Source organism: Bradyrhizobium sp. Mp19 (assembly GCF_029952935.1).
GTDB lineage: Bacteria > Pseudomonadota > Alphaproteobacteria > Rhizobiales > Xanthobacteraceae > Bradyrhizobium > Bradyrhizobium elkanii.
The window spans coordinates 1-14198 of the sequence record NZ_JASAUT010000002.1 but is presented as its reverse complement, the minus strand read 5'-3'; the positions used below and the strand labels follow the sequence as shown (position 1 = coordinate 14198).

Sequence of the window (14198 nt, the reverse complement as noted above, 5' to 3'; positions counted from 1 at the left end):
GACCATGCGGGTGATGAGGCCAACGCCGAGGACAAGGGCGAATAAGCCTGAATATTCCCGGTTAAGCCTAGCAATATTACGTAGCCGCGACAGCGATTTGCCGCGGCCGAGGTCCTTGTTTTTGACACCCCGCGGGCCTACCTTCCGGCAAAGTTCAGGCCGGTCCGCCGGCCATTTCTGGAGGGTTGCAGGATGGGTTCGTTGAGCATTTGGCACTGGATCGTCGTGATCGCAGTGGTCCTGCTGCTGTTCGGACGCGGCAAGATTTCGGATCTGATGGGTGACGTCGCTCAGGGCATCAAGGCCTTCAAGAAGGGCATGCAGGACGACGACAAGGTCGCCGAGAAGACCGAGCCCACCAAGTCGATCGATCACAATGCGGCGACGTCGGCCGCGCGCCAGGACGTCGGCAGCAAGGCCGTCTAACGCGCTTGTACTGACGCATATTTCGACGTTTTTTCTTGCGCGAAACGGTGACGCCGTCGCACAGACGCGCTATGGACGCCGATTGAGAAAAGGCGCCGGCAGCCCCAGATCCTGTTAGGAGCGATGGGGCCGATGGCGGCGCGCTTAGGCGGAAGAATTCATGTTCGATATCGGGTGGAGTGAACTGGTCGTCATCGCGGTCGTCGCGCTGATCGCCATCGGCCCGAAAGAACTGCCGGGCGTGCTGCGCATGGTCGGGCAATGGATGGGCAAGGCCCGCAAGATGGCCTCCGAATTCCAGGGCCAGTTCCAGGAAGCCATGCGCGAGGCCGAGATGGCCGACCTCAAGAAGAGCTTTGACGAGGTCAGGGAGGCCGCAACCGGCATCACCAGCGGCAACATCATGACCTCGCTGCAGAAGGACGTCGGCGACGCCCTGCAGATCGACAAGCCGGTCGATGCGCAGGTTGCGTCCGCAATCGACGCACCGGTGACGTCCAGCGACGCACTGGTGACGTCAAGTGACGCACCGGTTACTCCCACGACTCCCGCCGAGCCGACGCCCGAAACCTTCGTCGAGGCCGAGACGCATGTTGCCGTCAGCGAGCCGCTCGCGATCACCAATGAGGTGAAGGGCGAGCCGACGCCGCAGGACGTGACGCCGACGCAGCCCGATGTGCGCAAGGACGCGAGGGCGTCATGAGCGCCGAAGACATCGAGGCCAGCAAGGCCCCCTTGATGGATCACCTGATCGAGCTGCGCTCGCGGCTGATCAAGGCACTGCTCGGCTTCGGCGTGGCCTTCATCATCTGCTTCTTCTTCGCCAAGCAGATCTACAATGTGCTGGTCTGGCCGTTCGTCTGGATCGCCGGGCCGGAGAATTCGAAATTCATCTACACCGCGCTGCTGGAATATTTCATCACCCAGCTGAAGCTCGCATTGTTCGGCGCGGGCTTCATCTCGTTTCCGATCGTGGCCACCCAGATCTACAAATTCGTCGCGCCCGGTCTCTACCGGCATGAGCGCAACGCGTTCCTGCCGTATCTGATCGCCACCCCGGTGTTCTTCGTGATGGGCGCGGCGCTGGTCTATTTCGTCGTGCTGCCGATGCTGGTGCGGTTCTCGCTCGGCATGCAGCAGGCCGGCGGCGCGGAGACCGCGCAGATCCAGCTGCTGCCCAAGGTCGGCGAATATCTCTCGCTGATGATGTCGCTGATCTTCGCCTTCGGCATCGCGTTCCAGCTGCCGGTGATCCTGACGCTGCTCGGCCGCATCGGCATCGTCACCTCGAAGATGCTGAAGGAGAAGCGGCGCTACTTCATCGTGATCGCCTTCATCATCGCCGCGGTGCTGACGCCGCCCGACGTGCTGAGCCAGGCCTCGCTCGCGATCCCGCTGCTCGCGCTCTACGAGGGCGCCATCATCGCGGTCCGCATCGTGGAGAAGAAGGCTGCCACCTCGACCGCCTCGTCCGGGGCGCCGTCGGCGACCAATCCCGCCGAATAGAGTGATTTCGCCTCACAGTCGGTGTCATACCCCGCGAAATCGGGGTATCCAGCACGCCGTGACTTCTCGGTGACACGCCGACGTCTCTGGAATGCTGGATCACCCGCTTTCGCTGACGATGAGGGTCGTGATAGTGGAACTACATAGCCGTAGTTTGCCAGCGCAATAGTTGGTTGCATACGCATAGCCTGCCAGGACTGACCCATGCACGACATCAAAGCGATCCGCGACAACCCGACAGCCTTCGACGCCGGCCTGAAGCGCCGCGGGCTTGGGCCGTTGTCGCCGTCGCTGCTGGCGATCGACGAGAAGCGGCGGGCGGCGATCCTGGCGTCCGAGCAGGCCCAGGCGCGGCGCAATGCGGCCTCGAAGGAGATCGGCGAGGCCAAGAAGGCCAAGGACGAGGCGCGTGCGGCCAAGCTGATGGCCGAGGTCGCCGAGCTGAAGACCACGATGCCGGAGCTCGAGGCGGCGGCGAAATCGTCCGATGACGAGCTGACCAAGGAGCTGTCGTCGATTCCGAACCTGCCGCTCGACGAGGTGCCCGACGGCACCGACGAGCACGGCAATATCCAGCACCATGTGTACGGGAAGAAGCGCGACTACGGCTTTGCGCCGAAGCTGCATGACGATCTCGGCACCGCGCTCGGCTATATGGATTTCGAGGCGGCGGCGAAACTGTCCGGCGCACGCTTCGTCGTGCTGAAGAAAGGGCTGGCGCGGCTCGAGCGCGCGATCGGGCAGTTCATGCTCGATTTGCACACCGGCGAGCACGGCTACACCGAGATCAATCCGCCGCTGCTGGTGCGCGACGCCGTGATGTTCGGCACCGGCCAGTTGCCGAAATTCGAGGACGATCAGTTCTGGGCGATCAAGGGTGAATTGCTCGCGGCACCGGATGCCGATCTGCGCAGCGAGCGCCTCGGCCTGATCCCGACCGCGGAAGTGTCGCTGACCAACCTCGCGCGCGAATCCATCCTCGACGAGAAGGAGCTGCCGATGCGGCTCACCGCGTTGACGCCGTGCTTCCGTGCGGAGGCCGGCGCGGCGGGGCGCGACACGCGCGGCATGATCCGCCAGCACCAGTTCACAAAGGTCGAGCTGGTGTCGATCACGACACCGGAAGCCAGCAAGGATGAGCTGGAGCGCATGCTGTCCTGCGCCGAGCAGGTTCTGCAGAAGCTCGACCTGCATTATCGTGTGATGACGCTGTGCGCCGGCGACATGGGCTTCTCCGCGCAGAAGACCTACGACATCGAGGTGTGGATGCCGGGGCAGGGCGACGGCGGCGCATATCGCGAGATTTCGAGCTGCTCGGTGTGCGGCGATTTCCAGGCCCGCCGCATGGACGCGCGCTATCGCGGCCCTGACGGCAAGCCGCGCTTCGTGCATACGCTGAACGGCTCCGGCACCGCGGTAGGGCGCGCCTTGATCGCGGTCATGGAGACCTATCAGCAGCAGGATGGTTCGATCGCGGTGCCCGATGTGCTGCAGCCCTATATGGGCGGGCTCAAGGTCATCGAGCACGGCATGTGAGGCGAGGGCCAGTGTGATGCCGCTCCACCGTGACATCCACTGGCTTGGTCGACAATGGGCCGTTACGGGCCACGGTCTGCAGCTGATCAATCAGAAGCAGATGGGCTATTACGACATCGAGGCCGCGCGCCTGTGGGAGGCGCGCGTGACCGAGGTGCAATCGAAGGCCTGGATCGACAGGCCCGACTTCGACAAGGCGCTGGAGATCGCGCGCGGCAAGTTCGCCCAATTGGCGCCGGCCGATTTGCCGCCACCACCGGCACCGATTGCGTCGTCGCCACCACCGGTCCGGGCGACGCCGCCGGCCCCGCCGCCGCGCGTGCCGCTTGACGCGACATCGGTGCCCTCGATCGAGGAGCTGCTGGCCAGGCTGAAATCGAAATCGGCTGCGACGGCGCCGATCGCAAAGCCGGCCGAGGCACTCGCTCCGGTGCCGCCCAAACCCGAACCGCTCAGGGTTGAGCCTCGGAAAGTCGAGCCGGCGAGGTCTGAGCTCCCCCAGGCGGCTTCGGTCGCCCCCGAACCGTCCAAGGCCGAGCCTCGCGCGTTTGAAGCTCCGAAGGCCGAGTCGCTCACGACCGCACCCGCCAAGGCCGATCCCATCACGGCCGATTCCATCAAGTCCGAGCTCCCCACATCGGAGCTTCCGAAGCCTCCCAAGCCCGAGCCTCGCCAAACCGCACCAATTGCTCTTGAGCCCGCCAGGCCGGAAGCGCGGAGGGGTGAGCCGCCCAAGGTTGAAGCTTCCAAGTCTGAAGCTCCCAAGGCTGATGCTTCCAAGTCTGAAGCTTCCAAGGTTGAAGAGCCAAAGCCTGAACCTGCCAAGCCCGAGCCTCCAAGGTCAGAAGCTGTCACGTCCCGGGGTCTCGGGGCCGAACTGCGTCAGGCCCCGCGGGTAAAAATGCCAGGGGCGCCGCCGCCAGCGCCCGTTATCGCGGTTGTTCGGCGGCCGGCGAGACCGGCCTGGCCGGTGTTCGAGCGCAAGATTGCCGGCAGCGCGCGATTTGTCCGTCCATGGCGCGTGACGTCGGCACGATGGCACGGGCCATCGCCAGGTTTGCCTCCGCGGCCCTAGCCGGTTAAGACGGCAATCAACTCAAGAAACCGCAGCGTAAGAAACCCGCGTCGAATCGGAACAAAAGGCACTTTGACGGATGCGAATTCTCTGCACCAATGATGACGGCATCCACGCTCCGGGCCTTAAGGTCGTCGAGCAGATCGCACGCGCGTTGTCCGACGATGTCTGGATCGTTGCCCCCGAGCTCGATCAGTCCGGCGTCTCGCATTCGCTGTCGCTCAACGATCCGCTGCGTCTGCGCGAGGTCAGCCCGCGTCATTTCGCAGTGCGCGGCACGCCGACCGATTGCGTCATCATGGGCGCGCGCCACATTCTCGGAGACAAGCTGCCCGATCTCGTGCTGAGCGGCGTCAACAAGGGCCGCAACGTCGCCGAGGACGTGGTCTATTCCGGCACCATCGCCGGTGCGCTGGAAGGCACCATTTTGGGCTTTCCGTCATTCGCGCTGTCGCAGGAATTCTCGATCGAGACGCGCAATGCGCCGCTGTGGGACACTGCGCTGAAATTCGGACCCGACATCATCCGCAAGGTGATCGGCGCCGGCGTCCCCAGGAACACGGTTATCAACGTCAACTTCCCGTCCTGCATGCCCGATGACGTCAAGGGCATCCGGATCACGCGGCAGGGCAAGCGCAATCAGGGTTTCCTGAAGATCGATCGCCGTCACGACGGACGCGGCAACCCGTATTTCTGGATCGGCTTCGAGCGCGCGGCGATGATGGATGCGCCGGCTGAAGGCACCGATCTCGCCGCGCTTGCGGCGCGCTACGTCTCGGTGACGCCGCTGCGGCTCGACCGCACCGATGAAGCATTTTCGGAAACGTTGCTTGATACGCTGAAGTGAGCCCTTGTAGCCCGGATGAAGCGAAGCTAAATCCGGGTCCGCTCGCAATGGGTGCAAGATTCCCGGATTGCGCTTCGCTGCATCCGGGCTACGCACCTCCAATGCGGTGAGATCTAAACCGGCGCACCCTTCATCGCGCTGGAGATCACCTGGGCCAGCGTTTCCAGTTGGAAGGGCTTTTGCAGCGCCGGACGGTCGCGATACTCCGGAGGCAGGCCGGACGAGCCATAGCCGGTCGCGAAGATGAAGGGGCGGTTGCGGGCGTTGATCAGCTCGGCGACCGGGGTGATCACCTTGCCATTGACGTTGACGTCGAGGATCGCGAGGTCGAATTCGGTCGATTGCGCAAGCTTGACCGCTTCGCCGATCTCGCCGGCCTCGGCCGCGACGCTATGGCCGAGTTCCTCCAGCATATCGGCGACCATCATCCGGATCATGACCTCGTCCTCTACGAGGAAAACTGAACAGCCCGCCGGCCGTATCGCTGTCATGATGGAATCCTTGCCCTTCCCTGAATCAGGCTCGCAAATAACATTACAGCGCGCAATGCAAACGTTTGGGAATTGGTCCTTTTCCAGCGCGCAGCAGGGTTTGCCGCGTCGCCCTGGCTGACCTTGTTGCGCAAGATTTGCCCAACAGCCGACGAGGTATGTTGGCTCTACCAGAGCCCCGATCTGCACCACCCAGACGTTAACCCGCGCATCGTCGCGATTATATGTGATGCAACCGGGCCAGCGCCAATGCGAAACCGGGCGATGGTTCCTGGCCGGGAACAAAACGCGACGGGAAATTTTTCCTTAACGCGGTATTTCGGATTTCAATGGCATCAAGAGGGCGGAGATTCCGCGCTGCTGCCCAGAGACGCTGATGAACATGGCCGTGAACCCCGATCCGACCGAGAAGATGATGTTTCAGCTGACCCTGCGGCGGCGCGGGGTGAGCGATCGGGCGGTGTTGCGTACGATGGAGGAGGTGCCGCGCGAGGTCTTCGTCGATCCGCGCGATCGCAACGAGGCCTATCGCGACAGCGCGCTTGCGATCGCCTGCGGGCAGACCATCAGCCAGCCTTTCGTCGTGGCCTACATGACCGAGCAACTGCAGCTGCAGAAGGACCATCGCGTGCTCGAGATCGGCACCGGCTCGGGCTACCAGGCGGCCGTGCTGTCCCGGTTGTGCAAGCAGGTTCTGACCATCGAGCGCTACCGGACGCTGGCCGACGGCGCCCGCAAGCGCCTCGAAAAGCTGGGCTATTACAATATCGAGGTGCTGCTCGGGGACGGCTTCGACGTTCCGGCCGGGGCAGGCGATTTCGACCGCATCATCGTCACCGCGGCGATGGAGCAGATCCCGGAGAAGCTGCTGGAGCGGCTCGAACCCGGCGGCATCCTGATCGCCCCGGTCGGGCCGCATCAGGGTACCCAGACCCTCGTCCGCGTGGTGCGGACCGAGAACGGCTTCGACCGCAAGGAATTGGTCGACGTCCGCTTTGTGCCGGCGCTGCCGGGAATCGCGCGCGAATTGTAAATTTGGCGATTTGCTGCTTGGCACCAACGCCTTATTCGCAGGGTTAAGCGGTTATTTACTCGGTACGTGTTTACTCAAAACAGTCTTTTGTTGCGTACGAGTGAGTAACCATGTCTGGGGTTGTCGAGTTGCTTCGCTCGCGTCGCGTGCCGCAGGTTGCGGTGCTGACGCTGATGTCCATGGCTTTTGCCGGTTGCAGCGCCGATATGTCGTCGCGCTTCTCGCAAAACTCCTACTCGCAAAATCCGTTTGCGTTTGATCCGCAGCCGACCGGCACCGTGCAGCAGGCGCCGCCGCCGCGCGAGTTGCCGCAATACGCGCGGCCGCGAACGCAACCGCAGTATTCGCAATACCAGTCACAGCCGTTGCCGCCGCCGGTCGCAGCGGCGCCGCAGTCCTATCCGGTCGCCAATGGCAATGCCGGCGTCTCCGGAGGAGGGCGCGGGGTCTCGTCCTACACGCCGCCGCCCGCGCGTCCGCAGATCGAATCCACCGGCACCGTTCCGCATTCGGTCGCCGCAGCCCCTGCCGGGCACAACGGCACCACCATCATCGTCGGCACCAGCGATACGCTGGAAGTGCTGGCACGCCGCTACAACGTCTCGACCGCCGAGATCCTGCGCGCCAACGGCTACAAGGGACCGCGCGCGCTGTCGCCCGGCCAGCAGCTGGTCATTCCGCGCCCGACGGCGTCGGCCGCGGCGCCAGCAATGGCCGCACCGGCCGCGCGCCCTGTCGCCGTGGCAGCCGCGCCCGCCGGCGTCCACCATGTCAATCGCGGCGACACGCTGCACAGCATCGCGCGCCAGCACCACATTCCGGTGGCCGAACTCGCCCGCGCCAACAATCTCGACCAGTCGGCCCGGCTGAGCCTCGGCATGAAGCTCGTGGTGCCCGGCGCCAAGACGGCGATGGCGGCACCCGCGCCCGTTGCGCAACCTGTTGCCGCCGCGCCGGTTGCTGCCGTGGCTCCGGCGCCGGCGGTCGCGGCCCCGAAGGTTGTTGCAACCGCGTTGCCGCAGCAGAGCGCGCGGCTGGTCCAGCCAACCGCGACGGTCGAGCAGCCGGCGGCCGCCGCTGAAGCGCCCGTCGTCACCAAGTCGAGCGAGGCCACCGGCGCGTTGCCGACCTTCCGCTGGCCGGTGCGCGGCAAGGTCATCACCGCCTACGGCTCGAAGACCAACGGCAAGGTCAATGACGGCATCAACGTCGCGGTGCCCGAGGGCACGCCGGTGAAAGCGGCCGAAGACGGCGTCGTCGCCTATTCGGGCAATGAGCTGAAGGGCTACGGCAATCTCGTGCTGGTCCGTCATTCCAATGGCTACGTCACCGCCTACGCCCATGCGAGCGAAATCCTGGTGAAGCGCGGCGATACCATCAAGCGCGGTCAGGTGATTGCCAAGTCGGGCCAGTCCGGCGAGGCGGGCTCGCCGCAGCTCCACTTCGAGATCCGCAAGGGATCGTCGCCGGTGGATCCGCTCCAGTTCCTCAACGGCGCGTAAGCTACGCGTCGGGACTTCAAGGGACTTCCAAGTCTCACAACAAAGACAGCGGGGGAGGCGCAAGCCTCCCCCGTTTTGTTTTGGCGATTGCAGCGGCGATTACTTGCCGCTCAGCCGCGTAACCCGGATGGAGCGACGCGAAATCCGGGAGCTCACTCGCGGAGTGCACCGATCCCGCATTGCGCTGCGCTCCATCCGGGCTACACGGGCGATGACGGGAGGGGCTATGCCTCCCATCGCCTGTTAGTTGCCGCTCAGCCGCACGCCGAGCCGGCCTGCGAGCTCCTGCGTGTACTGCCAGGCGACGCGGCCCGAGCGCGAGCCGCGGGTGGTCGACCATTCGAGCGCCTCGCGCTCGAGTTCGTCCTCGGCGATCTTGATGCCGTAATGGTCGCAATAGCCCTTCACCATCGCGAGGTATTCGTCCTGGCTGCAGCGATGGAAGCCGAGCCAGAGGCCGAAGCGGTCCGACAGCGAGACTTTCTCCTCGACCGCTTCGCCGGGATTGATCGCGGTCGAGCGTTCGTTCTCGATCATCTCGCGCGCCAACAGATGCCGCCGGTTCGAGGTCGCATAGAGGATGACGTTGTCGGGGCGCCCCTCGATGCCGCCTTCCAGCACGGCCTTCAGCGACTTGTACGAGGCATCGTTGCCGTCGAACGAGAGGTCGTCGCAGAAGACGATGAAGCGGAAGGAGGAGCTGCGCAGCAGCTCCATCAGGCCGGGCAAGCTCTCGATGTCCTCGCGGTGGATCTCGATCAGCTTCAGCCGGTCGGCCGGCTTGCGGTCGAGATTGATGCTGGCATGGGTGGCCTTGACCAGCGACGACTTGCCCATGCCGCGGGCGCCCCAGAGCAGCGCATTGTTGGCGGGCAGGCCGTCGGCGAAGCGCTCGGTATTCTCCATCAGGATATCGCGCATCCGGTCGACGCCCTTGAGCAGGCCGATCTCGACGCGGCTGACGCGTGGCACCGGGGCCAGGCGCCCGTCCGGATGCCAGACAAAGGCGTCCGCGGCGCCGAAGGTCTCGGCCGGATCGAGGGCCGGGGAGGCGTCAGCGAGGCGGCTGGCGATGACCTCCAGGGCGTTCGCGATCCGCTCGGCCGCTGCGCCGTCGAGCGCCGTTACCGGGCGTTTTGTCGCGGCGTTTTCAGCACGCTTGGCGGCAGCCTTGGGGGTGGTTTTGCGGGTTGTTTTACTGGTCGTTTTCTTGGCTTTTTTCGGCATTTGTCCAGTTCCTGACGGCGCAGCCTTATCGGGCTGGCGGCGGTCCCGCAAGCGCCCTAAATGAAGGTGCGTTAACGTTGCAATTGGGACCGCGGCCGCTATAGTCCGCGCGAATTTGTCCGGACCGCCATACCGCCCCGAATCCGAGGGCGCTGCCGGTTCTTTCCCGTCTTATCCGAGGATCGTCCGAATGCTGATTACTCCTGCGTTTGCCCAGGCTGGAGCGACTGGTGACACCAACAGCATGTTGATGTCGCTGCTGCCATTCGCGCTGATCTTCGTCATCATGTACTTCCTGATTCTGCGCCCGCAGCAGAAGAAGGTGCGCGACCATGCGGACCTCGTGAAGAACATCCGCCGCGGCGACACTGTGGTGACCTCGGGCGGCCTCGTCGGCAAGGTGACCAAGGTGGTCGACGACGACCAGATCGAGTTCGAGATTTCGGACGGCGTGCGCGTGCGCCAGATGCGCCAGATGATCTCGGGTGTGCGTACCAAGGGTGAGCCGGCGAAGGGCGACGCCAAGGACGAGGCGTCCGCGAGCTGATCGCCGCGGCGCCTTTTTGGAATCTGACGGGTCAACTCGATGTTGTATTTCACGCGGTGGCGAGCGCTGGGGATTATCCTGACAGCGCTGGTGGTCTGCCTGTGCGCCGTGCCCAATTTCTTCCCCGAGGCGCAGGTGAAGACCTGGCCGGCCTGGGCGCAGCGGCGCCTGGTCCTCGGCCTCGATTTGCAGGGCGGCTCCTATCTGCTGCTCGAGGTCGACTCCAACTACGTGAAGAAGGAGAAGCTCGACCAGATTCGCGACGATGTTCGGAAGGTGCTTCGTGAAGCCAAGATCGGCTACACCGGCCTCAACACACGCAACGACGCGGTGGAAGTCCGCATCTCCAAGGAAGGCGACCAGTCGACGGCATTGTCGAAGCTCCGCGAGCTGTCGCAGCCGCTCGGCGGCCTGCTCGGCTCCAGCGGCCAGCGCAGCCTCGAGGTTGCCGATGCCGGCGGCGGCCTGATCCGCCTGACGGTCCCGCAGGCCGCGATCACCGAGCGCATCCGGCAGACCATTGAGCAATCGATCCAGATCGTCGAACGGCGCGTCAACGAGCTCGGCACGGTCGAGCCGGTGATCCAGCGTCAGGGCACCGACCGCATCCTGGTCCAGGTGCCGGGCCTTCAGGATCCGACACGCCTGAAGGAACTGCTCGGCAAGACCGCCAAGATGGAATTCCGCATGGTCGACAGCTCGGTGTCGCCCGACCAGGCCCAGCAGGGCCGCCTGCCGCCGGACTCCGAGCTCTTGATGAGCGCGTCACCGCCGCCGGTTCCGTATGTCGTCAAGAAGCAGGTCCTGGTTTCCGGAGGCGAGCTCTCCGATGCCCAGCCCGGATTCGACCAGCGCACCGGCGAGGCGATTGTCAGCTTCAAGTTCAATACGTCGGGCGCGCGCAAATTCGCGCAGGCGACCGCCGAAAACGTCGGCCAGCCGTTTGCGATCGTGCTCGACAACAAGGTGATCTCGGCACCCGTGATCCGTGAGCCGATCACCGGCGGACAGGGCCAGATCTCCGGCAGCTTTACCGTGCAATCGGCCAACGATCTGGCGATCCTGATGCGTGCCGGCGCGCTGCCGGCACCACTGACCGTGATCGAGGAGCGCACCGTCGGTCCCGGCCTCGGACAGGACTCGATCGAGAAGGGCGAGCTCGCGGCCTATGTCGGCTCGATCCTGGTCATCGTGTTCATGCTGATCACCTATCGGCTGTTCGGCGTGTTCGCCAACATCGCGGTGGCGATCAACGTCGCCATGATCTTCGGGCTGCTGTCGCTGCTCAACGCCACGCTGACGTTGCCGGGCATCGCCGGCATCGTGCTGACCGTCGGCATCGCGGTCGATTCCAACGTGCTGATCTACGAGCGCATCCGCGAGGAATTGCGCGGCGGCCGCAACGCGATCTCGGCGATCGACGCCGGCTTCAAGCGGGCGCTGGCGACCATCCTCGACTCCAACATCACTACCTTCATCGCCGCCGCCGTGCTGTTCTACATCGGCACCGGACCGGTCCGCGGCTTTGCCGTGACGCTCGGCATCGGCATCATCACCACGGTGTTCACCGCCTTTACCCTGACGCGCCTGATCGTCGCCGGCTGGGTGCGGTGGAAGCGGCCGCAAACCGTGCCGATCTGAGAGGCCTGTTGTGACTCATACCGTTCTCATTGGCCTTGGTATCCTGATTACCGTGCTGACCGTGGTCGCGGCGCTCGGCCTGCTGCCGGCGCTGCGCATCGTGCCTGACGACACGCATTTCGACTTCACTCGCTTTCGCCGCATCAGCTTCCCGATCTCGGCGCTGCTCTCGATCCTTGCCATCACGCTGTTCTTCACCCACGGCCTGAATTTCGGCATCGACTTCAAGGGCGGCACGCTGCTGGAGGTGCAGGCCAAGTCCGGCACCGCCGACATCGCCGCGATGCGCACGACCTTGAACGGCCTTGGCCTCGGCGAGGTGCAGCTGCAGCAGTTCGGCGGTCCGGCGGAAGTCCTGATCCGCGTCGCCGAGCAGCCCGGCGGCGACAAGGCGCAGCAGGATGCGGTGACGAAAGTGCGCGGCGCGCTCGGCGAATCCGTCGACTACCGCCGCGTCGAGGTGGTGGGACCGCGCGTCTCCGGCGAACTGCTGGCCTACGGCATGATCGGCCTGATGTTCGCGATCATGGGCATCCTGATCTACCTTTGGTTCCGGTTCGAATGGCAGTTCGCGCTCGGCGCCATGATCGCCAACGTCCACGACATCGTGCTCACGATCGGCTTCATGTCGATCACCCAGGTCGATTTCGACCTCACCAGCATCGCGGCGCTGCTGACGATTCTCGGCTACTCGCTCAACGACACCGTCGTGATCTACGACCGTATCCGCGAGATGCTGCGGCGCTACAAGAAGATGCCGATGCCGCAGCTGCTGAACGAATCGATCAACTCGACGCTGTCGCGTTCGATCATCACGCACGTCACCGTGACGCTGGCGCTGCTCGCACTGCTGCTGTTCGGCGGCCAGGCGATCCACAGCTTCACCGCGGTCATGATGTTCGGCGTGGTGCTGGTCGGCACCTACACCTCGATCTTCATCGCGGCGCCGATCCTGATCTATCTCGGTGTTCACACCACGCGGGGTGGAGAGGCGGCGCAGGACGCGCCGGCCAAGAAGCCGGACACGGCGGCAGCCAAGAAGTAGCCGGTCATGAGCAACTCCTCGGACGCTCCCCATCTTCCGAGGTCGGCGCCGATCGAGGCCTACGGCAAGGGTGGCTTCGCGTTTGCCGATATGTCGCACCGCGGCTCGCTCCTGTGCCTGCCTGACTCGATCTGGGCCTGGCCGGTCACCAGACCGCAGGAGATCGACGAATACTCGCTGCAAAAGGTGTTCGCCGCCGCCAATGCGATCGACACGCTGATCGTCGGCACCGGCACCGACGTCTGGGTCCCGCCAAAGGGCCTGCGCGAGGCCCTGCGGGCCGTGCGGGTGGTGCTCGATCCGATGCAGACGGGACCCGCGATCCGCACCTACAACATCATGCTGGGCGAGCGGCGGCGCGTCGCGGCGGCGCTGATCGCGGTGCCATGAGCGCGACGGAGGCACCGCAGGACGGCGCGGCCTTCTGCGCCGATCTGGTGCGGAGCCATGACTTCGTGCGCTACGCGTCGACCCTGTTCCTGCCGGGTTCGGAACGGCGGGCGATGCTTGCGATCTACGCCTTCAACATCGAGGTCGCGCGCGTGCACGAGCAGGTCAGCCAGCCGCTGCCCGGCGAGATGCGGCTGCAATGGTGGACCGACATGCTGGCCGGAGCGGGCCATGGCGGCGTCGAGGGCAATCCGGTCGCGGCAGAACTGCTGCACACGATCCGCAATCACCGTCTGCCGGTCTCGCCATTCTCGCTGCTGGTCGAGGAGCACCAGTTCGATCTCTACAACGACCCGATGCCGTCGCTGACGGCGCTCGAGGGCTATCTCGACGCCACGGCCTCAGGGCTGTTCTCGCAGGCCACGCGCGTGGTGGCGCGGCCGTCGGAGGCGATCGATCACCTGGTCCGTCATGCGGGTCTTGCCCAGGGCATGGCGCAGGTCATCGCTTCGCTCGGCCGCGACGCCTCACGGCAGCAGCTGTTTCTGCCGTTGCAACTGCTGCAGCAGCACGGCGGCAGCAAGGAGGAGGTGTTTGCCGGCAAGGTGACGCCGAACATCCGTGCCGCGATCGATCAGCTTGCGGACGAGGCCCAGGGCCATCTCAAGACTGCATTCGGACTGCTTGCGGATGTCCCATCCGGCGTGAGGCCGATCTTTCTGCCGCTCGCTTGCGTCAGGCGCGAGCTGAACCGGGCGAGGAGGGAGGACTACGACCCGTTCCTGCCGAGGCCGGTCTCGCGCCTGCGCACGCTCTGGACGTTGTGGCGAGCCGCGCGCACGGAGGAGTTCGGTCGCTAGTGTCCCGAGTCACAAGTTCGCAATCATAGATTCGCAGTAGATTCGCGTCGCTGTGCCAAGGATGGAGGCAAA

Annotated in this window: 15 protein-coding genes; 12 read left to right on the top strand and 3 right to left on the bottom strand. The window is 64.8% G+C overall.

The genetic code is table 11. The annotated features are described in order from the left end of the window. The first annotated feature begins 192 nt into the window (after positions 1 to 192). From QJT82_RS02815 to serS, 4 genes are all read left to right on the top strand, one after another. A complete protein-coding gene (locus tag QJT82_RS02815; RefSeq protein ID WP_016846882.1) occupies positions 193 to 426 on the top strand; it encodes a twin-arginine translocase TatA/TatE family subunit in 234 nt (77 codons plus the stop codon). A gap of 160 nt (positions 427 to 586) precedes the next feature. Continuing rightward, on the top strand, positions 587 to 1129 hold the full coding sequence (tatB, locus tag QJT82_RS02810) for a Sec-independent protein translocase protein TatB (RefSeq protein WP_028342075.1): 543 nt from the start codon (positions 587 to 589) through the stop codon (positions 1127 to 1129). Then, on the top strand, positions 1126 to 1932 hold the full coding sequence (gene tatC / locus QJT82_RS02805; RefSeq protein ID WP_028342074.1) for a twin-arginine translocase subunit TatC: 807 nt from the start codon (positions 1126 to 1128) through the stop codon (positions 1930 to 1932). The genes tatB and tatC overlap by 4 nt, the downstream gene beginning before the upstream one ends. 204 nt (positions 1933 to 2136) lie before the next feature. Continuing rightward, positions 2137 to 3468, top strand: a complete 1332-nt coding sequence (serS, locus tag QJT82_RS02800; protein ID WP_028342073.1) for a serine--tRNA ligase — start codon at positions 2137 to 2139, stop codon at positions 3466 to 3468. Between the two features lie 108 nt (positions 3469 to 3576). Here the strand turns inward: serS and QJT82_RS02795 are convergent, their stop codons facing one another. Further along, positions 3577 to 3999: a hypothetical protein gene (locus QJT82_RS02795; protein WP_155258598.1), complete on the bottom strand. Its 423-nt coding sequence runs from the start codon at positions 3997 to 3999 to the stop codon at positions 3577 to 3579. Between the two features lie 623 nt (positions 4000 to 4622). On the opposite strand from QJT82_RS02795, the gene surE reads away from it, so the two are divergent. Then, complete coding sequence (gene surE, locus QJT82_RS02790; protein WP_028342071.1) at positions 4623 to 5390, top strand: 5'/3'-nucleotidase SurE; 768 nt, start codon at positions 4623 to 4625, stop codon at positions 5388 to 5390. 113 nt (positions 5391 to 5503) lie between these two features. Here the strand turns inward: surE and QJT82_RS02785 are convergent, their stop codons facing one another. Next, the gene (locus tag QJT82_RS02785) at positions 5504 to 5881 is read right to left on the bottom strand and encodes a response regulator (RefSeq protein ID WP_026192734.1); all 378 of its coding nucleotides are present in this window, start codon (positions 5879 to 5881) and stop codon (positions 5504 to 5506) included. 376 nt (positions 5882 to 6257) lie between these two features. Between QJT82_RS02785 and QJT82_RS02780 the strand changes: the two genes are divergently transcribed. Together QJT82_RS02780 and QJT82_RS02775 are read left to right on the top strand one after the other, a co-directional pair. After that, the gene (locus QJT82_RS02780; RefSeq protein WP_051447967.1) at positions 6258 to 6914 is read left to right on the top strand and encodes a protein-L-isoaspartate(D-aspartate) O-methyltransferase; all 657 of its coding nucleotides are present in this window, start codon (positions 6258 to 6260) and stop codon (positions 6912 to 6914) included. Positions 6915 to 7024: 110 nt separating this feature from the next. Further along, positions 7025 to 8416 carry a LysM peptidoglycan-binding domain-containing M23 family metallopeptidase gene (locus QJT82_RS02775; protein ID WP_028342069.1) on the top strand — a complete coding sequence of 464 codons (1392 nt, stop codon included), beginning with the start codon at positions 7025 to 7027 and terminating at the stop codon, positions 8414 to 8416. A 243-nt stretch (positions 8417 to 8659) separates the two neighbouring features. Here the strand turns inward: QJT82_RS02775 and QJT82_RS02770 are convergent, their stop codons facing one another. Continuing rightward, a complete protein-coding gene (locus tag QJT82_RS02770) occupies positions 8660 to 9643 on the bottom strand; it encodes an ATP-binding protein (protein ID WP_028342068.1) in 984 nt (327 codons plus the stop codon). Between the two features lie 190 nt (positions 9644 to 9833). Here QJT82_RS02770 and yajC point away from each other — a divergent pair, with 190 nt between their 5' ends. Genes yajC through QJT82_RS02745 form a run of 5 tightly spaced genes read left to right on the top strand, consistent with a single transcriptional unit; the run spans position 9834 to position 14126 of the window. Beyond that, positions 9834 to 10190, top strand: a complete 357-nt coding sequence (gene yajC, locus QJT82_RS02765; RefSeq protein ID WP_026192737.1) for a preprotein translocase subunit YajC — start codon at positions 9834 to 9836, stop codon at positions 10188 to 10190. 39 nt (positions 10191 to 10229) lie between these two features. Beyond that, complete coding sequence (secD, locus tag QJT82_RS02760) at positions 10230 to 11831, top strand: protein translocase subunit SecD (RefSeq protein ID WP_028342067.1); 1602 nt, start codon at positions 10230 to 10232, stop codon at positions 11829 to 11831. 10 nt (positions 11832 to 11841) lie between these two features. Further along, positions 11842 to 12876, top strand: coding sequence for a protein translocase subunit SecF (gene secF, locus QJT82_RS02755; RefSeq protein WP_028342066.1), 1035 nt, complete (start codon positions 11842 to 11844; stop codon positions 12874 to 12876). A gap of 6 nt (positions 12877 to 12882) precedes the next feature. Continuing rightward, positions 12883 to 13266: an Mth938-like domain-containing protein gene (locus tag QJT82_RS02750; protein ID WP_018271534.1), complete on the top strand. Its 384-nt coding sequence runs from the start codon at positions 12883 to 12885 to the stop codon at positions 13264 to 13266. After that, on the top strand, positions 13263 to 14126 hold the full coding sequence (locus QJT82_RS02745) for a phytoene/squalene synthase family protein (protein ID WP_028342065.1): 864 nt from the start codon (positions 13263 to 13265) through the stop codon (positions 14124 to 14126). Before QJT82_RS02750 ends, QJT82_RS02745 begins: the two co-directional genes overlap by 4 nt. Positions 14127 to 14198: the final 72 nt, after the last annotated feature.